This window comes from Tardiphaga sp. GW822-FHT04G09, assembly GCF_058800725.1.
The window spans coordinates 384962-409588 of record NZ_JBXAMO010000002.1; the positions used below are offsets into that span (position 1 = coordinate 384962).

General features: G+C 62.1%; 20 protein-coding genes. 15 read left to right on the plus strand and 5 right to left on the minus strand.

Annotation, left to right across the window (positions count from 1 at the left end; translation table 11 throughout):
* The first annotated feature begins 146 nt into the window (after window positions 1-146).
* The 3 genes from AC1RLZ_RS05550 to AC1RLZ_RS05560 all read left to right on the plus strand — a co-directional run bounded on the left by AC1RLZ_RS05550 (window position 147) and on the right by AC1RLZ_RS05560 (window position 4821).
* Window positions 147-1805, plus strand: a complete 1659-nt coding sequence (locus AC1RLZ_RS05550; RefSeq protein ID WP_371421824.1) for an electron transfer flavoprotein-ubiquinone oxidoreductase — start codon at window positions 147-149, stop codon at window positions 1803-1805.
* Window positions 1806-2105: 300 nt separating this feature from the next.
* Entirely contained in the window at window positions 2106-3893 is a 1788-nt protein-coding gene (locus AC1RLZ_RS05555) for a tetratricopeptide repeat protein (RefSeq protein ID WP_493187801.1), read from the plus strand.
* Between the two features lie 40 nt (window positions 3894-3933).
* A complete protein-coding gene (locus tag AC1RLZ_RS05560) occupies window positions 3934-4821 on the plus strand; it encodes a 4-(cytidine 5'-diphospho)-2-C-methyl-D-erythritol kinase (protein ID WP_493187802.1) in 888 nt (295 codons plus the stop codon).
* A gap of 168 nt (window positions 4822-4989) precedes the next feature.
* Here AC1RLZ_RS05560 and AC1RLZ_RS05565 read toward each other — a convergent pair whose 3' ends face one another.
* Window positions 4990-5769, minus strand: a complete 780-nt coding sequence (locus tag AC1RLZ_RS05565) for an SDR family oxidoreductase (RefSeq protein WP_493187803.1) — start codon at window positions 5767-5769, stop codon at window positions 4990-4992.
* A 145-nt stretch (window positions 5770-5914) separates the two neighbouring features.
* Here AC1RLZ_RS05565 and AC1RLZ_RS05570 point away from each other — a divergent pair, with 145 nt between their 5' ends.
* Entirely contained in the window at window positions 5915-6991 is a 1077-nt protein-coding gene (locus AC1RLZ_RS05570; RefSeq protein ID WP_371421828.1) for a tartrate dehydrogenase, read from the plus strand.
* A 71-nt stretch (window positions 6992-7062) separates the two neighbouring features.
* Here the strand turns inward: AC1RLZ_RS05570 and AC1RLZ_RS05575 are convergent, their stop codons facing one another.
* Genes AC1RLZ_RS05575 through AC1RLZ_RS05585 form a run of 3 tightly spaced genes read right to left on the minus strand, consistent with a single transcriptional unit; the run spans window position 7063 to window position 10207 of the window.
* Window positions 7063-7971 carry an NAD(P)-dependent oxidoreductase gene (locus tag AC1RLZ_RS05575; protein ID WP_493187804.1) on the minus strand — a complete coding sequence of 303 codons (909 nt, stop codon included), beginning with the start codon at window positions 7969-7971 and terminating at the stop codon, window positions 7063-7065.
* A 15-nt stretch (window positions 7972-7986) separates the two neighbouring features.
* Window positions 7987-9234: a Zn-dependent hydrolase gene (locus tag AC1RLZ_RS05580; RefSeq protein WP_493187805.1), complete on the minus strand. Its 1248-nt coding sequence runs from the start codon at window positions 9232-9234 to the stop codon at window positions 7987-7989.
* 40 nt (window positions 9235-9274) lie between these two features.
* Window positions 9275-10207: a LysR family transcriptional regulator gene (locus AC1RLZ_RS05585; protein ID WP_371421831.1), complete on the minus strand. Its 933-nt coding sequence runs from the start codon at window positions 10205-10207 to the stop codon at window positions 9275-9277.
* A 119-nt stretch (window positions 10208-10326) separates the two neighbouring features.
* On the opposite strand from AC1RLZ_RS05585, the gene AC1RLZ_RS05590 reads away from it, so the two are divergent.
* The 6 genes from AC1RLZ_RS05590 to AC1RLZ_RS05615 all read left to right on the plus strand — a co-directional run bounded on the left by AC1RLZ_RS05590 (window position 10327) and on the right by AC1RLZ_RS05615 (window position 15871).
* Window positions 10327-11145 carry a putative hydro-lyase gene (locus tag AC1RLZ_RS05590; protein ID WP_493187806.1) on the plus strand — a complete coding sequence of 273 codons (819 nt, stop codon included), beginning with the start codon at window positions 10327-10329 and terminating at the stop codon, window positions 11143-11145.
* Between the two features lie 81 nt (window positions 11146-11226).
* Window positions 11227-12477 (plus strand): ABC transporter substrate-binding protein, encoded by a 1251-nt coding sequence (locus AC1RLZ_RS05595; protein ID WP_371421833.1) that lies wholly within the window; start codon window positions 11227-11229, stop codon window positions 12475-12477.
* 158 nt (window positions 12478-12635) lie between these two features.
* Entirely contained in the window at window positions 12636-13469 is an 834-nt protein-coding gene (locus AC1RLZ_RS05600; RefSeq protein WP_493188001.1) for a branched-chain amino acid ABC transporter permease, read from the plus strand.
* Window positions 13469-14452, plus strand: a complete 984-nt coding sequence (locus AC1RLZ_RS05605) for a branched-chain amino acid ABC transporter permease (RefSeq protein WP_493187807.1) — start codon at window positions 13469-13471, stop codon at window positions 14450-14452. Before AC1RLZ_RS05600 ends, AC1RLZ_RS05605 begins: the two co-directional genes overlap by 1 nt.
* Window positions 14449-15183, plus strand: a complete 735-nt coding sequence (locus tag AC1RLZ_RS05610) for an ABC transporter ATP-binding protein (RefSeq protein WP_371421835.1) — start codon at window positions 14449-14451, stop codon at window positions 15181-15183. The genes AC1RLZ_RS05605 and AC1RLZ_RS05610 overlap by 4 nt, the downstream gene beginning before the upstream one ends.
* The gene (locus AC1RLZ_RS05615; RefSeq protein WP_371421836.1) at window positions 15167-15871 is read left to right on the plus strand and encodes an ABC transporter ATP-binding protein; all 705 of its coding nucleotides are present in this window, start codon (window positions 15167-15169) and stop codon (window positions 15869-15871) included. The genes AC1RLZ_RS05610 and AC1RLZ_RS05615 overlap by 17 nt, the downstream gene beginning before the upstream one ends.
* A 12-nt stretch (window positions 15872-15883) precedes the next feature.
* On the opposite strand, the gene otnC is transcribed toward AC1RLZ_RS05615, so the two are convergent.
* Window positions 15884-16546 carry a 3-oxo-tetronate 4-phosphate decarboxylase gene (otnC, locus tag AC1RLZ_RS05620; protein WP_493187808.1) on the minus strand — a complete coding sequence of 221 codons (663 nt, stop codon included), beginning with the start codon at window positions 16544-16546 and terminating at the stop codon, window positions 15884-15886.
* Window positions 16547-16677: 131 nt separating this feature from the next.
* Here otnC and ltnD point away from each other — a divergent pair, with 131 nt between their 5' ends.
* The 5 genes from ltnD (at window position 16678) to AC1RLZ_RS05645 (ending at window position 24536) form a co-directional block, all read left to right on the plus strand.
* Window positions 16678-17610, plus strand: a complete 933-nt coding sequence (gene ltnD / locus AC1RLZ_RS05625; protein ID WP_493187809.1) for an L-threonate dehydrogenase — start codon at window positions 16678-16680, stop codon at window positions 17608-17610.
* Window positions 17611-17627: 17 nt separating this feature from the next.
* Window positions 17628-18410 (plus strand): 2-oxo-tetronate isomerase, encoded by a 783-nt coding sequence (gene otnI / locus AC1RLZ_RS05630; protein WP_493187810.1) that lies wholly within the window; start codon window positions 17628-17630, stop codon window positions 18408-18410.
* A complete protein-coding gene (gene otnK / locus AC1RLZ_RS05635) occupies window positions 18407-19684 on the plus strand; it encodes a 3-oxo-tetronate kinase (RefSeq protein ID WP_493187811.1) in 1278 nt (425 codons plus the stop codon). Before otnI ends, otnK begins: the two co-directional genes overlap by 4 nt.
* Window positions 19685-20143: 459 nt before the next feature.
* Window positions 20144-23341: an efflux RND transporter permease subunit gene (locus AC1RLZ_RS05640; protein ID WP_493187812.1), complete on the plus strand. Its 3198-nt coding sequence runs from the start codon at window positions 20144-20146 to the stop codon at window positions 23339-23341.
* Entirely contained in the window at window positions 23331-24536 is a 1206-nt protein-coding gene (locus AC1RLZ_RS05645) for an efflux RND transporter periplasmic adaptor subunit (protein ID WP_371421842.1), read from the plus strand. The genes AC1RLZ_RS05640 and AC1RLZ_RS05645 overlap by 11 nt, the downstream gene beginning before the upstream one ends.
* Window positions 24537-24627 lie beyond the last annotated feature (91 nt).

Consider the following 24627-nt stretch of genomic DNA (forward strand, 5'->3'; position numbering starts at 1 on the left):
TCACAGGCATGCCAGCAATCTAGGCCGGATCGCCGCCCAGCGAAACGGCCCCTGTGCATTTCGGTGGTTGTTCTTACCTCAAAAATGGGAAACAACACCCTTAGAAGCGTTCTGATCGGGTTGGAAACGGGTCTGAGATCAATATCATGAGCACTGAAGAACTACCGCCGCGTGAGTCCATGGAATTTGACGTCGTGATCGTCGGCGCGGGGCCATCGGGCCTGTCGGCTGCGATCCGGCTGAAACAACTCAATGCGGACCTGTCCGTCGTGGTGGTCGAAAAGGGTTCCGAAGTCGGTGCGCATATCCTGTCCGGCGCGGTGATCGATCCCGTCAATCTCGACAAGCTGATCCCGGATTGGCGCGAGGATGCGGACTGCCCGCTGAAGACCCAGGTCAAGGATGACCAGTTCTATTTCATGACCAAGACCGGTGGCTTCAAGCTGCCGAACTTCCTGATGCCGCCGCTGATGAACAATCATCACTGCTACATCACCTCGCTCGGCATGGTCTGCCGCTGGCTCGGCGCCAAGGCTGAAGCGCTGGGCGTCGAAATCTATCCGGGCTTTGCGGCTGCCGAGACACTGTACGACGAGAACGGCGCGGTGCGTGGCATCGCCACCGGCGACATGGGCATCGGCCGCGACGGCAAGCCGAAGGATTCATTCACCCGCGGCATGGAACTCCTGGGCAAGTACACGCTGTTCGCCGAAGGCGCGCGTGGCTCGCTGACCAAGCAGATCATCGCCAAGTTCGCCCTCGACAAGGATTGCGAGCCCGGCAAGTTCGGCATCGGTATCAAGGAAGTCTGGCAGATCGATCCGGCCAAGCACCGGAAGGGCACGGTGAAGCACTCGTTCGGCTGGCCGCTCGATAATGACGTCGGCGGCGGCACGTTCCTGTATCACTACGACGATAACCTCGTGGCTGTCGGCTTCGTGCTGCATCTGAACTACGAAAATCCCTATCTCTATCCGTTCGAGGAATTCCAGCGCTTCAAGACCCATCCGCTGATCCGCGACACCTTCGAGGGTGGCAAGCGCCTGGCCTATGGTTCGCGTGCGATCACCGAGGGTGGTTACCAGTCGGTGCCGAAGCTGGTCTTCCCGGGCGGCGCGCTGATCGGCTGCGCCGCGGGTTTCGTCAACGTGCCGCGCATCAAGGGCGTGCATAACGCCATGGCCAGCGGCATGCAGGCCGCCGAACACGTCTCCGCCGCGCTGGCCGCAGGCCGCGCCAATGACGAATTGATGGAATACGAGACCGGCTGGCGCTCGTCCTCGATCGGCAAGGATCTTTATCCGGTTCGCAACGCCAAGCCGCTGTGGTCCAAATTCGGGACCCTGCTGGGCAACGCGCTTGGTGGTTTCGACATGTGGTGCAACACGTTCGGCTTCTCGCTGTTCGGCACCCAGAAGCATGAGAAGCCGGACCGCAAGACGCTCAAGCCCGCCAAGCAGTATCAACCGATCGTCTATCCGAAGCCGGACGGCAAGATCACCTTCGATCGCCTGTCCTCGGTATTCCTGTCGAACACCAACCACGAGGAAGACCAGCCGATCCATCTCAAGGTTGCCGACATGGCGCTGCAGAAGTCGTCGGAGCACGACGTATTCGCCGGCCCGTCGAATCGCTATTGCCCGGCAGGCGTCTATGAGTGGGTGGAAGAGGCGAGCGGCGTTCGATTCCAGATCAATGCGCAGAATTGCGTCCACTGCAAAACCTGCGACGTGAAGGATCCCAACGGCAACATCACCTGGGTGCCGCCGGAAGGTGGCGGCGGCCCGAACTACGAGGCGATGTAACCAGCGCTTCGATTACGATTGTGTGAGCGGCCACGCCTGTCGGCTGGCCGCCACTCCGGGTCGAGGTCACGATAACGCCACAGTGCGAGCGTTTTCAGGGATAGTGGCGCAATCCGGCGGCCCCAATTGCTGACAGGCTTCAAGGTGCCACTGGTGTGACCGCGCGCCCGATCCTTGCGATTGACCGCCAAACGCGGCATTGTCGGCGTGCGCGCTATTGCCGGGTCGGCTGCGCATCCGAGCCTGTCTCGCAGTCCCGCTCGATATCCTGCCCGTAAATCCTGGAGCTAGGCGAACCCTATGTTGTCCATCCGTTTCAATCGTTTGACGCTCGCGGCCGCCACGCTCGCCGTTCTCGCGATGCCCGGCCAGCTGCTGGCGCAAACCCCGGATCATACCGGCGATAGCTCCGCTGCCCAATTCCCTACCTCCCGCGATCTGAAGTCGCTCACCACCGCCGGCAGCTATCTCGCCGCCCGCCATGCCAGCGTCGAGCGCGACGCCACCTCGGCTGCGGCGTTTTACCGCTCCGCGCTGCGCACCGATCCGAAGAACAACGAACTGCTCGATCGCGCCTTCATCTCCTCGCTCGCCGATGGCGATATCGACGAGGCCGTGAAGCTCGCGGATCGCATCCTGACCATCGACAAGTCGAACCGCGTTGCCCGTCTCGTCGTGGGCGTGCGCGATCTCAAGCTGAAGAAATATTCGGCTGCGCAAACCAACATCAACCAGTCGGTGCGCGGCCCGATCACCGACCTCGTGGCGACGCTGCTGTCGGCCTGGGCCGGCTATGGCGCCGGTGACAGCAAGACGGCGATTGCCAATATCGACAAGCTGGCCGGTCCGGAATGGTATCCGATATTCAAGGATCTGCATGCCGGCCTGATCCTCGATCTTGCCAACAAGCAGAAGGATGCAGGCGCCCGGTTCGAGCGCGCCTACAAGCTCGACGATTCCGCGCTGCGCGTGGTCGATGCCTATGGCCGCTGGACATCGCGCAACAAGGACGATGCCGCCGCGCTGAATATCTACGAGACCTTCAACAAGAAGCTCGCCCGTCACCCGCTGGTGCTGGAAGGCATCCGCGAGACCAAGGCCGGCAAGAAGCTGGCGCCACTGGTGGACAGCCCGCAGGCCGGCGCTGCCGAAGCGCTCTATGGCATCGGTGCGTCGCTGACCCGCCGCGGCGGCGAGGATCTCGCGCTGGTCTATCTGCAGCTCGCGCTTTTCCTCAAGCCGGATCACTCGCTGGCGCTGCTGTCGCTTGCCGATCTCTATGAGTCGGTGAAGAAGCCGCAGATGGCCATCAAGGTCTATGAGCGCGTGCCTGCCAATTCAGCGCTGAAGCGCAACGCCCAGATCCAGCAGGCCACCGATCTCGATGCGGCGGATCGCAGCGACGAAGGCATCAAGATTCTCAAGGGCGTCGTCGCCGACGATCCGAAGGATCTCGAAGCCATTATGGCGCTCGGCAATATCGAGCGTGGCCGCAAGAAGTTTGCTGACTGTAGCGAGACCTATACCAAGGGCATCGACGTCATCGCTGCGAACCAGGACAAGCCGAATTGGGTGTATTACTACTTCCGGGGAATCTGCCTGGAGCGGTCCAAACAGTGGGCCAAGGCTGAAGTCGATATGCGCAAGGCACTCGAGTTGCAGCCCGAGCAGCCGCATGTGCTGAACTATCTCGGTTATTCCTGGATCGACCAGGGCATCAATCTCGACGACGCCATGAAGATGATCAAGCGTGCCGTCGATCAGCGTCCGGACGATGGCTACATCGTCGACTCCCTCGGCTGGGCCTATTACCGCATCGGCAATTACGACGATGCCGTGAAGCAGCTCGAACGTGCCATCGATCTCAAGCCGGAAGATCCGACCATCAACGACCATCTCGGCGATGCATATTGGCGCGTCGGCCGCAAACTGGAAGCCAAGTTCCAGTGGCAGCACGCCAAGGATCTGAAGCCGGAAGCCGAAGAGATTCCGAAGATCGAAGCCAAGATGGAAAACGGTCTGTCGGACGAGCCATCGTCGTCGGCTGCGTCCAACGACAAGAAAAAAGAAGACGGCAAGGGCGGCTGATTCAATGATTGGGGGCAAGTCTGCGAACGAGTCCGGCTCCATGCGTCCGGTTCTCGAAGAAGATGCGCGCGCCAAGGTCAATCTGACCCTGCGCGTCATCGGCCGTAGGGCTGACGGCTATCATGATCTCGAAAGCGTCGTGGCCTTTGCTGATTGTGCTGATCGCCTGACGCTGGATGCCGGCGGCGATCTGTCGCTGACCGCTACCGGTCCGCGCGCGCTGGAATGCGGTGATACTGCCGACAATCTCGTTATCAAGGCCGCCCGGCTGCTCGGCGAGCGTGTCGAGGGTCTCACATTCGGGCGTTTTGCGCTCGACAAGCACTTGCCGGTTGCCGCCGGCATTGGCGGCGGTTCAGCCGATGCTGCCGCAGCGCTCCGCCTCTTGGTACGCGCCAACAATCTCGAAATGGACGATCCCCGCGTGCTCGAAGTAGCGCGCCTGACCGGCGCCGATGTGCCTGTTTGCGTGCAGTCGCAGGCCTGCGTGATGACGGGCGTAGGCGAAAACCTGCTGCCGCTCAGCCTGCCGCGTCTGCCTTGCGTGATGGTCAATCCGCGCGTGCCGGTGGCGACCAAGGATGTGTTCAAGGAGCTAGGCCTGAAGAATGGCGAGCTGCGTGTAGGCGTCAAGGATGTGCTGAAGCGCGCCACCTGGCCGAATGAAGGCGGCTCACTCGATGCATGGATCGATGCGCTCAATGCCGGAACCAATGATCTTGAAGCGCCCGCACTGAAGGTCGAGCCTGTGATCAACACGGTGCTATCGGCCTTGCGCGCTGCTGAAGGTGTTCGGTTGGCCCGCATGTCGGGTTCGGGCGCGACCTGCTTTGCGCTGTTCGGCAACGACGCCGACGCGCAGCGCGCGGCCGGCGCCATCCAACTCGCTTACCCGCAGTGGTGGGTGCATGCCGGCGCGCTGAGCTAGCGCGCTTTTCCCCTCGCCCCGCCTGCGGGGAGAGGGTGGCGCGGACGAAGTCCGCGACGGGTGAGGGGGAGCCAGCGAGTGAAACACTGGCTCCCCCTCACCCGGATCACTCGCTGCCGCTCGTGCTCCGACCTCTCCCCGCAAGCGGGGCGAGGTTAAGAAAAGCGACTAGCTGCCCCATCCAGCGCTGTAGCCGCCATCCACCGTATAGATCACGCCGGTCGTATAGCCTGCACGATCGGACGCCAGGAACGTCATCAAGTCGGCGATCTCGCGCGGCTTCGCGGCGCGGCCGAGCGGCAGGCCCTGCTGCAATTCCCGGAACCGGTTCTCGTCACCGAACTGTGCCTTGGCGCGGGTCTTCATCAGCGTGATGTGGCGCTCGGTTTCCACGGGACCCGGGTTGATGCCGACGACGCGGATATTGTCCTTCAGGCTCTTTCCGCCCAGCGCCCGCGTAAAGGCCATCAGCGCGGCATTGCCGGCGCTGCCGCAGATATAGCTGGCGTCGAATTTCTCGCCGGCCGCGCCGATGTCGTTGATGATGACGCCGTGGCCGTGGGCCTTCATCTGCGCATAGACCAGTCGCGTGAGATTGATGAAGCCGAACACCTTCAGATCCCAGGCATGACGCCAGGTCGGCTCGTCGATCCTGTCGAGCGATCCACCGGGAATATCACCGGCATTGTTCACGAGAATGTCGATATCGCTGGCGGCAGCCGCCAGTGCGGCGAGGTCCTCGGGCTTGCGGAGATCGACGCCATGAACGGCAACATCGATCTGGTGGCTGGATCGCAGCCGATCGGCGAGCGCCTGCATCTGCTCGACATTGCGGGCGGCGAGGCGGAGATCGCAGCCTTCCTCGGCGAAGGCTTCAGCGGCGGCTGCGCCGATGCCCTTGGATGCGCCGGTGATCAGGACGCGCTTGCCGCGCAGATGAAGATCCATGGAATGCCTCTGGATTGCTGGATGGAGTGTCTGCGACAGAGTTAGGCCCCTGCGGCGAAACCGGTCAACGTTGCAGTGCAGCGTTGATCGCGGGCCGGGATTGGTCCACATCTGGGCCTGAATTACTGGCGAAGGAAACCTGCTCGTGAGCGCACAAAAAGAATATCGGATCGCAGTCATCCCCGGCGACGGCATCGGCAAGGAAGTGATGCCGGAAGGCCTGCGCGTTTTGGAAGCGGCGGCGAAGAAGCACCGCGTGAAGGTGCATTTCGATCATTACGACTTCTCGTCCTACGACTATTACGAGAAGCACGGCCAGATGATGCCGGACGACTGGAAGGCACAGATCGGCAAGCACGACGCGATCTATTTTGGCGCCGTCGGCCTGCCAGCGAAGATTCCGGATCACATTTCGTTGTGGGGCTCGCTGATCAAGTTCCGGCGCGAGTTCGATCAATACGTCAACCTGCGTCCGGTGCGGCTGATGCCCGGCGTGCCCTGTCCGCTGGTCGGCCGCAAGCCCGGCGATATTGATTTCTGGGTGGTGCGCGAGAATACCGAGGGCGAGTATTCATCCGTCGGCGGCCGCATGTTCCCGGACACCGACCGTGAATTCGTCACCCAGCAGACGGTGATGACCCGCACCGGCGTCGATCGCATCCTGAAATTTGCGTTCGACCTCGCGCAGTCGCGGCCGAAGAAGCACCTGACCTCCGCGACCAAGTCCAACGGCATCGCGATCACGATGCCCTATTGGGACGAACGCGTGAAGGCGATGGGTCAAAACTACCCCGACGTGAAGTGGGACCAGTATCACATCGACATTCTCACCGCGAATTTCGTGATGCATCCGGACTGGTTCGACGTCGTGGTGGCGTCCAACCTGTTCGGCGATATCCTGTCCGATCTCGGTCCGGCCTGCACCGGCACCATCGGCATCGCGCCGTCGGGCAATATCAATCCGACCGGCGATTTCCCGTCGGTGTTCGAGCCGGTGCACGGTTCGGCGCCGGATATCGCCGGGCAGGGCATCGCTAACCCGATCGGCATGATCTGGTCGGGCGCGATGATGCTCGAGCATCTCGGCGAGAAGCAAGCTGCGGATTCCATCGTCAAGGCGATCGAGCGCACGCTCGGGGAACGCACGCTGCGCACACGCGATCTCGGCGGTCAGGCCGATACGGGCGCGTGCGGCAAGGCTGTCGCGGAGATGATCGAATAAGCTGCAGTTACTGATGTGCAAAAAATGCCCGGCTTTGTGCCGGGCATTTTCATTTTGGGAGTTCGTAGCGCTTAACCTGCAATCCGCCGGCAATGCTTCCACGCCGCGGCGATCAGATTGATGCTGGCCTCCGGCGTCCGGAATGCGGAATGCGCCGACAGCGTCACGTTGGGGATCGTCGTCAGCACATGGCCTGCCGGCAGCGGCTCGATCTCGAAAACGTCGAGACCGGCATGGCGCAGATGGCCTGACCTCAGCGCATCGATCATCGCCGCTTCGTCGACCACCGCGCCGCGCGCGGTGTTGACGAGGATCGCGCCCTTCTTCATCTGCGCGATGCGTTCGCGCGTGATCATGCCGCGGGTTTCGTCGTTCAGCAGCAGATGGATCGAGACCACGTCGCTCTTCGCCAACACCGTTTCCATGGCGGCGAATTCGACGCCGGGATAGCTCTTCGGCGATCGGTTCCATGCCAGCACCTTCATGCCCGAGCCGAGCGTGATGCGTGCGACTTCCGCAGCGATGCCGCCGAAGCCGATCAGGCCGATGGTCTTGCCGGTCAGCTCCATGCCTTCATCGCGCAGCCAGTTGCCGGCCCGCATTTCACGGTCTTGCTGGGCAAGGCCGCGCGCAGCAGCCCACATATGCGCGATGGCGCATTCAGCGACAGCGGTGTCGCCATAACCGCGGATCAAATGCACCTCGATCCCGAGTTCAGCGAGCTCTTCGATATGCATGTAGCTGCGCGCGCCGGTGCCGAGAAATACGATATGCTTCAGGCCGGTGCACTGCCTGGCCACATCGGTCGGCACATAGGTGTGATCGACGATGGCGATCTCGGCACCGTCCAGCACCTTCGGCAGGTCTGTGGACTTGATGTCCTCGTCGCGATTGATCTTGATCGCGATGTCGCCCGGCTGCGTGAGCCGCTCCAGGATATTTGCCAGTTCTTCGCTGGCATCGACGAATACGCCGCGCATTGTCATGTTCCCTGATTACTTCGACGAAACGCCGGCGAGCGCCAGCACCGTATGCATCAGGACATTGGCGCCGGCGGCGCAATCGTCCTGGGTGGAGCTTTCCAGCTCGTTGTGGCTGATGCCGTCCTTGCTCGGAATGAACACCATCGCCGTCGGCATGATGTTGTTGAGGTTGCAGGCATCGTGGCCGGCGCCGGATGTGATGCGGCGATGCGAGTAGCCCAGGGATTCCGCAGCGCTTTCGACGGCGTTGACGAAGTCCTTGTTGAAGTGCGTCGGCGGCTTGTGCCAGACCTTGTCGAAGGCGACCTCGACCTTGCGCTTCGCGGCGATGGTTGCGATCGCTTCGCGCACGCCCTTCTCGATGGCGTCGAGCTTGCCTTCATCGGCGCTGCGCAGATCCATGGTAAAAGCGATCTCGCCAGGAATCACATTGCGCGAGGGATTGGCGATCACGGCCTCGCCGATGGTGCCGAGGGCGCCGACGTCGGTGACCACGCGTTCGGTGGCCAGTACGATCTCGGACAAGGTCGCCAGCGCATCCTTGCGCAGCGGCATCGGAGTCGAGCCGGCATGGCTTTCGAAGCCGGTGATCTTGCCGTCGAACCACAACACGCCCTGACCGGCTTCGACCACGCCGATGGTCTTGCTCTCAGCTTCGAGGATCGGCCCCTGTTCGATGTGCAGTTCGACAAAGCCGGAGAACTTTTGTGTGCCGACGGGGACATCGCCGCGATAGCCAATCTCGTCGAGCGCCTCGCCAACGGTGACGCCCGCGATGTCCTTGCGCGACAGAATATCGTCGGTGGTGAAGTCGCCGACATAGGCGGCCGAGGCCATCATCGCGGGCGCGAAGCGCGAGCCTTCTTCATTGGTCCAGTTGGCGATGCAGATCGGCGCGTCGGTCTCGATGCCGGCATCGTTCAGCGTGCGGACCACTTCGAGCGCGCCGAGCACGCCCAGAATGCCGTCGAACTTGCCGCCGGTCGGCTGGGTATCGAGATGCGAGCCGATGCCGATCGGCGCCTTCGACATGTCGCGGCCCTTGCGCAGCGCGAACATCGATCCGAGCGCATCGACATGCACCTCCAGACCGGCGTCTTCGCAGGCCTTGCGAAACCAGTTGCGCACGAGTTTGTCTTCAGGCCCGAGCGTCAGGCGTCGCACGCCGCCTTTCGGTGTGCCGCCGAATTTCGCTGTCTCGTTGATCGTGTCCCAGAGCCGCGCGGAATTGATTTTGAGGTTGTCGCCAAGCTTGGTCATGCGGTCTGTCCCGAGAAGTTCGCGTTGAGGAGGCTTCTTTTCAATGACGCGGCGATGCCGCAACGTCAACCAAATGGCGGCCCTGCAAGGCGCTCTCTTGCGCCAGCTTCGCGGCAAGCCCGGCGACGAGTTCGATGGCGACCGTGTCCGGCGAGCTGAGCCAGCTGGCCGCAAAAGTCAGCGGCTGCATCTGCAGGTTGGTGGTGAGGAGTTGCAGGCGTCCGTCGGCCAGTTCGTTCTGCACGATGGCGGTGGGGATCACGGCAATGCCGAGGCCTTCGATCGCCATATGGATGACCGTGGCGAGCGAGGCGCTGGCATGCAGGCGGATCGGCGGGAGTTCCGGCAGATTGAACAGCGAGCGCACGATCTCGTAAGGCTGCGTCTTGCGCGGGAAGGTGATGATGGGATGCTTGGCGAGATCGTGCACGGTCAGCGTCTTGCCGCTGAGGCCGAGTGCCGGGCTGGCGAGAAAGCCGACCTCATAGTCGCACAGCACCCTGTTCTGGGCGTTCGATGCCGCAACCGAGCCGATCAGGAATGCGAGTTCGATCTCCTGCGCCAGCAGCCGCGCGCGCAGGTTCGGCGTGATGTCGACCTCGATCTCAAGCGACAGGTTGGGATAGGCCTCGTTGACGCTCTTGATCAGCTTCGACAGCCAGGTGTGCACGATCGTTTCGGCGACGCCGAGCCGCAACACGCCGCGCATCGCGGAGCGATCACCGACTGCCGCCATCATCTCCGAGCGCAAGCCGATCAGCTTCTCGGCATAGACCAGCATCTGGCGGCCTGACGGGGTGGGCGACGCTATGCGACGATCGCGCTGCAGAAGCCGCACCCCCATCTCGTGTTCAAGTTGCGCGATACGCTGGGAGATCGCCGGCTGGGTGGTGTTGAGCTTCTGGGCGGCCCCGCGGAAGCTGCCGAGATTGACCACCCAGAGAAAGGTCTCCAGCGCCTTGAAGTCCGCCATGGATGCGATCCGGCTTTCGATAAGTAGAATTTATGCATGCTGATTAAAAACAACGATTAGACATTATACTAGCCCTGAGTTTCAGTGCGTGTCGAGGCAGAATTAGGCAGGGTGGTAAGATGGCTATTTCTTCGGCACCGCAGCAAAATGACAATCGATCCTCGGATTTGCCAAGCGCCGCAGCCCGCCGCGCTTACAGGGCCGGCAAATATGGCAGCACCGCCGGCGTCGCCCCCGGTTATGTCCAAGGTAACCTCGTTATCCTGCCAGAAGCCCAGGCCGCGGCCTTCCATCGCTTCTGCCAGCTCAATCCGAAGCCGTGTCCGATCATCGGTATGTCGGATGTGGGCAATCCCGGCATTCCTGCGCTCGGTCTCGATCTCGATATCCGCACTGACATTCCTCAATATGTGGTCTGGAAGGACGGCGAGGCGATCGATCGCCCTTACGAGGTGACGAAATACTGGCGCGACGATCTCGTATCTTTCGTCATCGGATGCTCGTATTCGTTCGAAGAAGCGATGATGGCCGACGACCTGCCGATCCGCCACATCGAGCAGGATGTGCTGGTGCCGATGTATCGCACCAACATCGCCTGCAAATCCGCCGGCCCGTTCGCCGGGCCGATGGTGGTGTCGATGCGACCGCTGAAGCCGGCTGATGCGATCCGCGCCGTCCAGATCACCTCGCGTTTTCCCGCAGTGCATGGTGCGCCGGTCCATCTGGGTTTGCCGCAGTCGATCGGCATCAAGGATATCAACAAGCCTGATTACGGTGATGCCGTGCGTATCAACGACGACGAAATCCCGGTGTTCTGGGCTTGCGGCGTCACGCCTCAGGCCGTCATTGCTGCAGCGCGTGTACCGTTCGCAATTACACATGCACCGGGCGTGATGCTCGTTACTGATCTCAAGAATAAGCATTTGGCTGTTTTATAAGAAGCAGCTTGCCGATCTTTCGGGCTTTACCGTAACCTTGATTAGTTTCATCGATAGCCGCCGGTCACAAAGGACAAAGACATGACGATTTCTCGCCGAAACGTATTGCTCGGAGGCGCCGCTTCTGCCGCGCTGTTGCCTCTTGCCAAGCCAGCGCGCGCGCAGGTCAAGGAAGTCGTGATCGGCGTGATCTATCCGCTGTCCGGCGCCAGCGCGCAGATCGGCGTCGATGCGCAGAAGGCCTTTGAAACTGCTGCCGACATCATCAACAAGGACTACGATTTCGCATTGCCGATGGCAAAGGGCGAAGGCTTCACCGGCCTCGGCGGGGCGAAGGTGCGTCTCGTCTTCGCCGACCATCAGGCCGATCCGCAGAAGGGCCGCGCCGAAGCCGAGCGCCTCATCACGCAGGAGAAAGTCTCGGCCATCGTCGGCACCTATCAGAGTGCCGTCGCGGTCACCGTCAGCCAGATCTGCGAACGCTACCAGATCCCGTTCCTGTCTGCCGACAACTCGTCGCCGAGCCTGCATCGCCGTGGTTTGAAGTATTACTTCCGCGCCGCGCCGCATGACGAGATGTTCTCCACTGCCATGTTCGACTTCTTCGATGCGTTGAAGAAGAAGGGCCAGAAGATCGAAACGCTGGCGCTGTTCCATGAAGACACGATCTTCGGTACCGACTCGGCCAATGCGCAGCTCAAGCTCGCTGCCGATCGCGGTTACAAGATCGTCGCCGACATCAAGTATCGCGCCAATTCGCCGTCGCTCACCGCCGAAGTGCAGCAGCTCAAGGCCGCCAATGCCGACGTGCTGATGCCGTCGAGCTATACCACCGATGGCATCCTGCTCATCAAGACCATGGGCGAACTCGGCTACAAGGCCAAGAACATCGTCGCCCAGGACGCAGGCTTCTCCGAGAAGGCACTGTATGACGCGGTCGGTGACAAGATTCCGGGCGTGATCTCGCGCGGCTCGTTCTCGCTCGATCTCGCCGTCAAGCGTCCGATGGTTGGCAAGATCAACGATATGTTCAAGGAGAAGTCCGGCAAGGACTTCAACGACTACTCGTCGCGCCAGTTCATGGGTCTGATCGTGATGGCTGACGCCATCAACCGCGCCAAGTCCACCGATGGCGAAAAGATCCGCGAAGCGCTGGTCGCCACCGACATGCCGGGCGAAAGCACGATCATGCCGTGGGCGAAAGTCAAGTTCGACGAGATGGGACAGAACAACAACGCCGATCCGGTACTGCTGCAATATAATGGCGGCAAGTTCGTCACCATCTTCCCGCCACAGGCCGCGGTGGCGGATGCGATCTGGCCGATGCCGTAAGGCGGCCTCATGCTCGGTGTCGTCCCCGCGAAAGCGGGGACCCATACATTCCGAAGAATGGGTCTGCGCATAGCCTCACCGCCGCGTTTTGCCGACTTGAGAAGGGGAAGCCTTTGACCGCCGCGACCATCATCCAGAGCCTTGCCAGCGGATTGCTGATGGGGCTGCTTTACGGCCTGCTCGCGGTCGGCCTCGCGCTGATCTTCGGGTTGATGGACGTCACCAACTTCGCCCATGGCGAATTCCTGATGTTGGCGATGTACCTCACCTTCTTTCTGTTCATGTTCTGGGCAGTCGACCCGCTGCTGTCGATTCCGATTGTCGCCGCAGGCATGTTCGTATTCGGCGCAGTCATCTATCTCGTCGTCATACGGTTTGCGATGCGGGCCAAGGCCAATATTGGCATGGTGCAGATTTTTGCGACCTTCGGTCTCGCGATCCTGATGCGCGGTCTCGCGCAGTTCTTTTTCACCCCGGATTATCGCAGCATCCCGGCGTCGCTCCTCGGCGGCAAGACGATCTCGATCTTCGGCGTGTTCCTGCCGGTCCCGCAGCTGGTCGGCGCGCTGATCTCGATCCTGGCCTTCGGCGCGCTCTACTTCTTCATGAAGAAGACCGACTTCGGCCGCGCGCTGGAAGCGACCCGCGAAGATGCCGGCGCGGTGGCGCTGGTCGGCATCGACAAGAACAAGGTGTTCGCGCTGGGCTGGGGCCTTGGCTCCGCGCTGATCGGTCTCGCCGGCGGCGTGATGGCGATCTTCTTCTATGTCTATCCCGATGTCGGGGCGTCCTTCGCATTGATTGCTTACGTGACCGTGGCGCTCGGCGGCTTCGGTAGCGTGTTCGGCGCGTTCGCAGGCGGCATCATCGTCGGTCTGGTCGAGGCGACCACGGCGATGATCCTGCCGCCGTCGCTCAAATCGGTCGGCATCTACGCCGTCTATCTTCTCGTTGTCTTTGTCCGGCCGCGCGGCCTGTTCGGATCGATCTGATGGACAGCTTCACCCAGCGTCGCCGCCGCGACCTCATCCTCGCTGCCGTGCTCGCGGCCATCGCCGCCTGCGTGCCGTTCTTCGTCAAGGACGTCTATGTCCAGAACATCATGGTGCTGACCTTGATGTATGCGGCACTGTCGCAGGCCTGGAATATCCTGGGCGGCTATTGCGGCCAGATATCGCTCGGCCATGCGCTGTATTTCGGCCTTGGCGCTTATACGACGGCATTGCTGTTCACCAAGTTCGGCGTGCTGCCCTGGTTCGGCATGCTCGGCGGAGGCGTTCTCTCTGCGCTGATCGCATTGGCGCTGGGTTATCCGACCTTCCGCCTGCGCGGCCACTACTTCGTCATCGCCACCATCGTGATTGCCGAAATCGGCTTCCTGCTGTTCCACAACTGGGATTATGCAGGCGCGGCGCTGGGCATCGACATTCCCGTGCGTGGCGATAGCTGGGCCAAGTTCCAGTTCACCCGTAGCAAGCTGCCGTTCTATTATTTCGCTCTGGTGTTCTGCTGTGTCGCCTGGTTGATTACCTGGTGGCTGGAAGACTCCAAATGGGGGTACTGGTGGCGTGCCGTGAAGGACAATCCCGATGCCGCTGAAAGCCTCGGCGTCGTGGTGTTCAATTCCAAGATGGGCGCGGCGGCCGTCTCGGCCTTCCTCACCGCAATCGGCGGCGCGTTCTATGCGCAGTTCGTCTCCTATATCGATCCTGAAAGCGTCATGACCTTCCAGTTCTCGTTGCTGATGGCGCTGCCGGCGGTGCTCGGCGGTATCGGCACGCTGTGGGGACCCGTGCTCGGCGCGGTCATCCTGATCCCGATGACCGAACTGACGCGCTCCTTCATCGGCGGCTCCGGCCGCGGCGTCGATCTCATTCTGTACGGTGCGGTGATCGTGGTGATCTCGCTGGCACGGCCGGATGGTCTGCTCGGCCTGTTCTCGCGGCGCCCGGCCCCGAAGGGAGTGCCGCAATGAGTGCGCCTCTGCTTGAAACCCGTGGTGTCTGGCAGCGCTTCGGCGGCCTGATCGCCAATAGCGATGTTTCGATCTCCGTCGGCGCCGGCGAGATCGTCGGCCTGATCGGCCCGAACGGCGCCGGCAAGTCGACGCTGTTCAACCTGATCGCCGGTGTCCTGCCGCCGACCCAGGGCACGATCTGGTTCGACGGCAAGGACGTCACGCGGCTCCCGGCAGCCGAGCGCTGCGCGCTCGGCATCGCGCGCACGTTCCAGGTGGTGAAGAGCTTCGAGACCATGACTGTTATCGACAACGTCATCGTCGGCGCACTGATCCGCAACGACAAGATGCGCGATGCCCGCCGCAAGGCGCATGAGGTGCTTGAGTTCTGTGGCCTCGCCCCGCGAGCCGACAAGCTCGCCCGCGATCTCATTCCGTCGGAGAAACGCCGCCTCGAAGTCGCGCGTGCGCTGGCCACCGAGCCCAAGCTCCTGATGCTTGACGAGTGTCTCACCGGCCTCACGCCGCTGGAGGCTCAGTCCGGCGTCGCGCTGGTGCGCAAGGTTCGCGACACCGGCGTTACCGTGCTGATGGTCGAACACGTCATGGAAATCGTGATGCCGCTGGTCGACCGCGCCATCGTGCTCAATCTCGGCAAGAAGCTTGTCGAAGGCAAACCCACCGATGTCGTGCGGCATCCGGAAGTCATCAGCGCTTATCTCGGGGATCGTCATGCTGTCGGTGCGTGAAGCCACCACCGCCTATCAGGGGCTGGTCGCCATTTCGGACGTCACTATCGATGTCGCCAAGGGCGAGATCGTCGCGGTCTGCGGCGCCAATGGCGCCGGCAAGTCGACGCTGATCAAGACCATCGCCGGCGCGGAGCGTCCGCGTTCGGGCACCGTCACCTTCGACGGCGAGCAGATCAACGGCATCGCGCAGCATCTCATCACGGCGCGGGGCATTGCCTATGTGCCGGAAAACCGCCGGCTGTTTCCGCGCCTGTCGGTGGAGGATAATCTCCGCCTCGGCAGCTACATGTATCGCGGCAAGGCCGACCGCGACCAACCGTTGAATCTGGTATTCGAACTGTTCCCGCGGCTGTCGGAGCGGCTCGAGCAGCGCGCCGAGACGCTGTCCGGCGGTGAGCAGCAGATGCTGGCCATCGGCCGCGCGCTGATGACCCGGCCGCGGCTGCTGATGCTCGATGAGCCCTCGCAGGGCATCATGCCGAAACTGGTCGACGAAATCTTCCAGGCTGTCGTCAAGATCCGCAACACCGGCATGACCGTGCTGATCGTCGAGCAGCGCATGGCCGAAGTGCTGGAAATCGCCGACCGCGCCTATATCCTGCAGACCGGCCGCGTCCAGATGCAGGGCAAGGCCTCGGAGATCGCGACCAATCCCGATGTGCGCAAGGCGTATCTGGGGCTGTAAGTCAGGATACGATTAATGATCGTGTCCATGCTCCGGCAGCGCCAGCCCGAATGTCGCCACCAGATCCTTCACCTGCGCTGGCGTAAGATGCCGTGGATTCAACCCGCGCAGCAGCAGGTAAAGCTTCGCAGTCTCTTCCAGTTCTTCGATGGCATAGACCGCCGCTTCCAGCGTGTCTCCTGAGACAACTGGCCCGTGATTGGCCAGCAGAACCGATGAATATTTGCCGGCGAGGCCCTTGATGGCATCGGCGACCGCCGGGTCGCCCGGCCGATAATACGGCACCAGCGCGGTCGCGCCACACTTCATCAGGTAATAGGGTGTCATCGGCGGCAGCGCGGCGCGCGGGTCGATCTCCGGCAGCATGGACACCGCCACCGAATGGGTTGAATGCAGATGCACCACGGCGCGGGCGGCGCTGCGGGTCTCATACAGCGCCGTATGCAGCGGAACCTCCTTGGTCGGCGCATCGCCGGAGATGAGGCGACCGTTGCTGTCGAGCCGCGACAGTCTGGCCGGATCGAGCGAGCCCAGGGACGCATTGGTCGGGCTCACCAGCCAGCCGCCGTCATCGCAGCGCACACTGATATTGCCGGATGAGCCCGGCGTCAGCCCGCGGTCGAACAGCGAGCGGCCGAGCCGGCAAATCTCTTCACGCAGCTTTGTGTCAGTCACCGGATGTCCTCGGTACTTTCTTGGCGTTATCTCGTGATGCTTTTCCCATGCTTTGGCATGATGGCCAAGCCGTGTTACCGAGAAGCAAGGCCGCCTCAAGCTGGCCATCGAGGACCCCAGGGAATTGCCGCATGTCACCTGCATCTGAAAAACCAAGTTCTGAGAGACCACGTGTCGCCGTTATCGGTTTGGGATCGATGGGCTACGGCATGGCCCTGTCGCTCAAGAAGGCCGGCTTCACGGTGACCGGTTGCGACGTCTCGGCGGATGCGGTGAACCGCTTCGTGGCGGACGGAGGGCAGGGCGCGGATACGCCGGCGGGTGCCGCGCAAGGCGCGGATATCGTCGTCAGCGTCGTCGTCAATGCCGCGCAGACGGAGACCGTCCTGTTCGGGACGAATGGCGTTGCCGAAACCCTGCCGAAAGGCGCGGTATTCGTCTCGTCCGCCACCATGGATCCCGATGTCGCGCGCCGCCTTGCTGGGGATCTCGAAGCCACCGGCCGGCATTATCTCGATGCGCCGATCTCCGGCGGAGCACAGCGCGCAGCGCAAGGTGAACTCACCATTCTCGCCTCCGGGAGCGAGGCCGCCTTTGCCAGAGCGCGGCCGGCGCTCGATGCGATGGCCGCCAAGCTGTACGAACTCGGCGATGCCGCCGGGCAGGGCGCCGCTTTCAAGATGATCAATCAGTTGCTAGCCGGCGTGCATATCGCCGCGGCCTCCGAGGCGATAGCCTTTGCGGCGAAGCAGGGTCTCGACATCCGCAAGGTCTATGAGGTGATCACCGCCTCCGCCGGCAATTCCTGGATGTTCGAGAACCGCATGCCGCATGTGCTCGACGGCGATTATACGCCGCGGAGCGCGGTCGATATTTTCGTCAAGGATCTCGGTATCATTCAGGATATGGCGCGCACGGCAAAATTTCCCGTGCCGGTCTCCGCTGCGGCGCTGCAGATGTTCCTGATGACATCGGCCTCCGGCATGGGCCGCGATGACGATGCGTCCGTGGCGCGGATGTATGCGAAGGTCACCGGCACCAAGCTGCCGGGCGAATCGAACTAAGAGCAAGAGGACGATCAATGCCCCGCTTCGCCGCCAATCTCAGCATGATGTTCAACGAGCATGCGTTCCTCGATCGCTTCGATGCCGCGGCCAAAGCCGGCTTCACGGCTGTGGAATTCCTGTTTCCCTATGAGCATCCGCCGGAAGCGATTGCAGAGCGGCTGGAACGCAACGCGCTCAAGCAGGTGCTGTTCAATCTCCCGCCGGGGGACTGGAACGCGGGCGAAAAGGGCTTTGCCGCACGTCCCGACAAGTTCGATGACCTCAGGCAGAGTATTCACACGGCACTGCCTTATGCCCTGGCCACCAATGTCCGTCGCCTGCACATGATGGCGGGCCTTGCGGATCGCCGCGATCCGAAGGCCGTGGCAGCCTTCCGCAAATCCGTCGAATGGGCCGCCAATTTTCTCGGCGAGCATGGCATCGATGTGGTGATCGAGCCGATCAATCCGCGCGACGTGCCCGGCTACTTTCTCAACGACTTCATGTTCGCGCGCGACATCATCGCCGACATGAAAATCCCCAATCTAGGGCTGCAATTCGATATCTATCACTGCCAGATCATTCACGGCGACGTCACCATGCGCCTGCGTGAAATGCTGCCGTGGATCGGGCACATCCAGATCGCCAGCGTGCCGTCGCGCAATGAGCCGTCCGGCGAGGAGTTGAACTATCCGTTCCTGTTCGATGAGCTCGACCGTCTCGGTTACGACAATTATGTGGGCTGCGAATATCGCCCTGCTGGTGACACCGTTGCTGGCCTCGGCTGGTTCAAGCCCTATGCTGGAGTGCGCGCATGACGCTGGCGCTGGGCTGCATCGCTGACGACTATACGGGTGCGTCCGACCTCGCCAACACGCTGACCCGCTGCGGTCTGCGGACGGTGCAGACCATCGGCATTCCCGCCGATGATCTGCAGCTGCCGGAGGTCGATGCCGTTGTTGTGTCGCTGAAAAGCCGCTCGATCGCGGCACGCGCAGCAGTCGAGAAATCGCGCGCCGCCGAGAAATGGATACGCAGCCGCGGCGCAGATCATGTGCTGTTCAAGATCTGCTCGACGTTCGATTCCACCGACAAGGGCAATATCGGTGCGGTGATGGATGCGCTGCGCATCGATTCCGGCGACAACATCGTGCTGGTGACGCCGGCATTTCCGGAGACCGGTCGCACGGTTTATCAGGGCAATCTGTTCGTCGGTGCCGTACCGCTGAACGAGAGCCCGCTGAAGGACCACCCGCTCAATCCGATGCATGACTCCAATCTCGTGCGGGTGCTGGCGCGGCAGAGCGCGACCAATATCGGGCTGGTCGATCTCGGCGTTGTCGCCTGCGGTGCCGACGTGGTGCGCACGCATCTCGACGGACTGTCGGAGAATGGTTTTGGCGCGGCGATCATCGACGCTGTGTTTGCCAGCGATCTGGAAACCATCGGGGTGGTCGCTCTCGGCCATCGAGTCTCGGTCGGTGCGTCCGGCATGGGGCTCGGTCTGGCGCGCGCGTTGGTCGCGTCGGGGCGCGTCAAGGCGAATGCGGCCACCTCGATCAAGGACACGCCTGCGGGCGGCGCTGCAGCCTGTCTGGCCGGCAGTTGTTCGCAGGCGACGCTGCAGCAGATAGCGCGTGCCGAACAGGTGATGCCGGTGCTGCATCTCGATCCCGAGCAGGTGATGGCCGGCGGCGCTGAAGTGCAGCGCGCCCTTGGTTGGGCGAAGGAGCGGTTGGGCAAGGGCCCGGTCCTGATCGCCAGCAGTTCGACGCCGGATCAGGTGACGGCGTTGCAAAAGCGCCATGGCCGCGATGCGGCGGGGCATGCGATCGAACAGGCGATGGCCGATCTCGCTGACGGCCTCGTCCGGGCCGGCGTGCAACGGCTCGTCGTGGCCGGCGGCGAGACCTCTGGCGCCGTTGTCGATCGGCTGGGTATTCCGGGCTTCCTGGTCGGTGCGGAAATCGCTCCCGGTGTGCCGGTATTGCGCGCGGTCGGTGCGGCGGAGCGCGAGATGTTGCTGGCGCTCAAGTCCGGCAATTTCGGGGGGGCGGATTTCTTCGCCAACGCGCTTGGCCTGATGGCCTGATGCCTGCCGCCCAATCCCGGGGCGACAGGCTGCCCGAATAGGCAAGGCCCTGCTCGTGTCGCGCGCATTACAGATAGTTCATCTTGACCCGTGCGTGACGCCTTGGGTGCGTGAGCCGCAACCACGCCTTTTAAAGCCTGAAACTGTTGTGTGGACGCCACGGCGGCGCGGAAACAATTAACAATACCGCCGAAGTGAAGGGCCGTGAGGCACCGTGCGTTGGCTATTTTGTTGCAGTTCGGCTAAATCTGCTGATGTGAGCAGGCGCGGAAACCGCTCGTTCGCAGCCCTTCATGCAAAAGAGGATTGCCCGTTCATTCATGGACCGAGCCGATAGGCTTATGCCGGCGCGGCTCCCTAATCGAATACGGGCGATGTCTCTAAATAGGTGAATTCGACCGTGTGCAGGCGGGTCCTCCGCTGTGCCCCTCTCGTCAATGTATCGAGGACTGCCCGTTCATGATTTCGCTGGTGCGCATCGCCCTGACCCGGCCTTACACCTTTGTGGTGCTGGCCCTGCTGCTGCTGATTGTGGGGCCGCTGGCCGCGCTTCGCACGCCGACCGATATTTTCCCTGATATCCGCATCCCGGTCATCGGCGTGGTCTGGCAATATACGGGCCTCCCGCCCGACCAGATGTCCGGCCGTATCACCACGCCGTTCCAGCGCGCACTGACCACCACGGTCAATGACATCGAGCACATCACGGCGAATTCCTATGCCGGCTTTGGCATCATCAAGATCTTCTTCCAGCCCAATGTCGATATCCGCACCGCCAATGCGCAGGTCACCGCGATCTCGCAGACGCTGATCAAGCAGTTGCCGCCGGGCGCCACGCCGCCGCTGATTCTGAACTACTCGGCCTCGACGGTTCCGATCATCAACGTTGCTCTTTCGGGTGACGGTCTCACGGAACAGAACCTCGCCGATATCGGCATCAATCAGCTCCGCACGCCGCTGGTCACCGTGCCTGGTGCCGCGATTCCGTATCCATTCGGTGGCAAGCAGCGCCAGATCCAGATCGACCTCAATTCCGGCGCGCTGCAGGCGCGCGGTCTATCGGGGCAGGACGTCGCCAATGCGCTGGCGGCGCAGAACCTGATCACGCCGGTCGGTACGCAGAAGATCGGCGAGTTTGAATACACGATCAATCTCAACAATTCGCCGCTGAAGATCGAAGAGCTCGGCCGGTTGCCAATCAAGAGCGTCAACGGCGCCATGGTCTATGTGGATGACGTCGCCACCGTGCGCGACGGCAATCCACCCCAGACCAATATCGTGCATGTGGACGGCAATCGTTCCGTGCTGATGCAGGTGCTGAAGGCCGGTTCGGTCTCCACGCTCGATATCATTTCCGGCATCAAGCAGAAGGTGATCGACTATCGCTCCGCGCTGCCGGATGCGTTGAAGATCAGCTATATCGGCGACCAGTCCGGTTTCGTGCGCGGCGCCATCAAGGGCGTGGCCGTCGAAGGCGTCATCGCGGCATTGCTGACCTCGGTCATGATCCTGCTGTTCCTCGGCAGCTGGCGTTCCACGGTCATCATCGCTGTATCGATCCCGCTGGCGGTGCTCGGCGCCATCATCATGCTGTCGATGATCGGCGAAACGCTGAACATCATGACGCTGGGCGGTCTGGCACTCGCAGTCGGCATTCTCGTCGATGACGCCACGGTGACCATCGAGAACATCAATTACCATCTGGAGCAGGGCAAGGACGTCGAGACCGCGATCATGGACGGTGCGGCGCAGATCGTAACGCCCGCTTTCGTATCGCTTCTCTGTATCTGTATCGTCTTCGTGCCGATGTTCTTCCTCAATGGCATTGCGCGCTTCCTGTTCGTGCCGATGGCGGAAGCGGTGATGTTCGCGATGGTCTGGTCGTTCCTGCTGTCGCGCACGCTGGTGCCGACCATGGCCAAGTATCTGCTGCAGCCGCATGTCCATCATGAGGGCGAGAAGCCGCCGACCAGCAATCCGCTGGTGCGCTTCCAGCGTGGCTTCGAGGCCGGCTTCGAGCGTATCCGCGGCGGCTATCATGGCCTGCTGGACATGGCGCTGGCGCGACGTCCCGTTTTTGTGATCGGCTTCCTCGGCGTCGTCGCCGTGTCGTTCCTGCTGGTGCCGTTCCTTGGCCGCAACTTCTTCCCGTCGGTCGACGGTGGCGCCATCCTGATGCATGTCCGTGCTCAGGTCGGCACCCGCATCGAGGAAACCGCTAACCAGTTCGCCGATATCACCAAGGCGGTGCGCCAGATCATTCCGCCGGACCAGATCGAGACCATGACCGACAATATCGGCATGCCCGTCTCCGGCATCAATCTGACCTATAACAACACCGGCGTAATCGGTCCGCAGGATGGCGACTTCCAGATCAAGCTGAAGGATGACCACAGACCGACCGAGGAATATGTGCGACAATTGCGCGAGCAACTGCCGCGGCAGTTTCCAGGCGTCAGCTTTGCATTTCTGCCTGCCGACATCGTCAGCCAGATCCTCAATTTCGGCGCACCGGCACCGATCGATCTGCAGATCCGTGGCGCGAATCTCGCTGCGAATTTTGAATATGCCAACAAGTTGCTCGGCAAGATCCGTCGCATTCCGGGCATTGCCGATGCGCGCATCCAGCAGTCGCCGAACAATCCCGGCTTCAACATCGATGTGGATCGCACCCGTGCGCAATATGTCGGTCTGACCGAACGCGACGTCACCAACAGCCTCGTGGTCAATCTCGCCGGTTCGTCGCAGGTCGCGCCGACCTATTATCTCAATCCCGATAACGGCGTGTCCTATTCGATCGTGATGCAGACGCCGCAATACAAGCTGGATTCGCTGGGCGCGCTGGAAACGCTGCCGATCACGGCAGTGAACGCCAGCAACAACTCGCCGATGCTCGGCGGCATTGCCAGCATCAACCGCTCGACCTCGAATGCCGTGGTGTCGCAATATGACATCCAGTCCATGGTGCAGATTTATGCCACCACGCAGGGCCGCGATCTCGGCTCCGTGTCCAACGATATCTACAAGGTACTGGAAGAAACCAAGGCGGATGTGCCGAAGGGCAGCAATGTGGCGCTGCTCGGTCAGGTGCAGACCATGAACAGTGCCTTTGCCGGCCTGTTGTTCGGCCTGCTCGGCGCCATCGTGCTGATCTATCTCCTGATCGTCGTGAACTTCCAGTCCTGGTCCGATCCGTTCGTGATCATCACCGCGCTGCCGGCAGCATTGGCCGGCATCGTCTGGATGCTGTTCACGACGCAGACGACTTTGTCGGTACCGGCGCTGACCGGCGCCATCATGTGCATGGGCGTCGCCACGGCCAATTCGGTGCTGGTGATTTCCTTTGCCCGCGAGCGCTACGCGATCCTCGGCGATCCGATCAAGGCCGCGTCCGAAGCCGGTTTCGTTCGCTTCCGCCCTGTGCTCATGACCGCTTTGGCCATGATCATCGGCATGGCGCCGATGGCGCTGGGGCTCGGCGAGGGCGGCGAGCAGAATGCGCCACTTGGCCGCGCTGTCATCGGCGGCCTGATTTTTGCTACCATCGCCACGTTGATGTTCGTGCCGGTGGTGTTCAGCATGGTTCACAAGAAACAGCAGCCCGAAAATCAGCCTGTGGCTGACGTGGCTACCTCGGAGACTTTGCATGCCCACTGAGCAGACCCCCCCGGTGTCACGCCGCAAGCTCGGCCTGGTCGGAGTGATTGGCCTGTGCGCCGCCGGTGCCATCGTCGTGACCGGCATCATGGCCCGCGCCAAGACCGAGACCGACCTGAAGGCCTGGACCGACGATCAGGCGATCCCCAGCGTCGCCGTGGCGCCGCCTGATGCACGTGTGCTCAGCGCCACGCTCGATCTGCCCGGCCGGCTCGAGGCCTATTACCGCGCGCCGATTTTTGCCCGCGTCTCGGGCTATCTGAAGAGCTGGAGCGCCGATATCGGTGCACAGGTCAAATCCGGCCAGGTGATCGCCGAGATTGAAGCCCCGGACCTCGATCAGCAGTTGCTGCAGGCCCGCGCTGACCTTGTCAGCCAACAGTCCAGCGCCAAACTGTCGGAAGCGACGCTGAACCGCCGCAAGACGCTGGTGGCGTCGAATTTCGTCTCGGCGCAGGAAATCGACGAGCGCACCGCCGATCTGAACAACAAACGCGCCGCCGTGAATTCCGGCCAGGCTAATGTCGAGCGCCTGGAAGCGCTGGCCGGCTACAAGAAGATCACCGCGCCGTTCGATGGTGTTGTGACCCAGCGTAACACCGATGTCGGTGCGCTGATCTCGGGCGGCACCGGCACCGGCGCCGCGATGTTCGTGGTGTCTGATATCAAGAAGCTGCGCGTCTATGTCGACGTGCCGCAGAGCTATGTGCCGGCGATCAGGTTAGGCGCCAAAGCGATCATCAGTGTGCCCGATCATCCGAACAAGACGTTCCCGGCCACGGTGGAAGCCTCGTCGCAGTCCGTCGATGTGGCATCGGGCGCCACGCGCATGCAGCTCGTGCTCGACAACACCAACGGGGAATTGCTCCCGGGTGGTTATGCCAATGTGAAGATGAGCCTCGCGCGCGATTCCGCGCCGCTGCACGTGCCGGCCTCGGCGCTGATCTTCAACAAGAACGGCCTGCGAGTCGCGACCGTTGGGCCGGACGACAAGATCCTGTTCAAGACCGTGACCATCGCCCGCGACCTTGGCCGTGATATCGAACTCGCGTCCGGTATCGCCGCCGACGACCGCATCGTCATTGCGCCCCCGGATGGCCTCAGCGACGGCGACAAGGTCCGCATCACCGGCGGCAGCGCGCCGAAGGGCGGCAAGCCGACGGCGGAGACGGAGAAGAAGGAAGTGAAGGGCTAGGACGTATGCCGTCTCTTCTCCCTCCCCCGCAAGCGGGAGAGGGAGCGCAGCGCCGGTGCGTTCGATATTGATGATCTTGAGATGAAGGGCT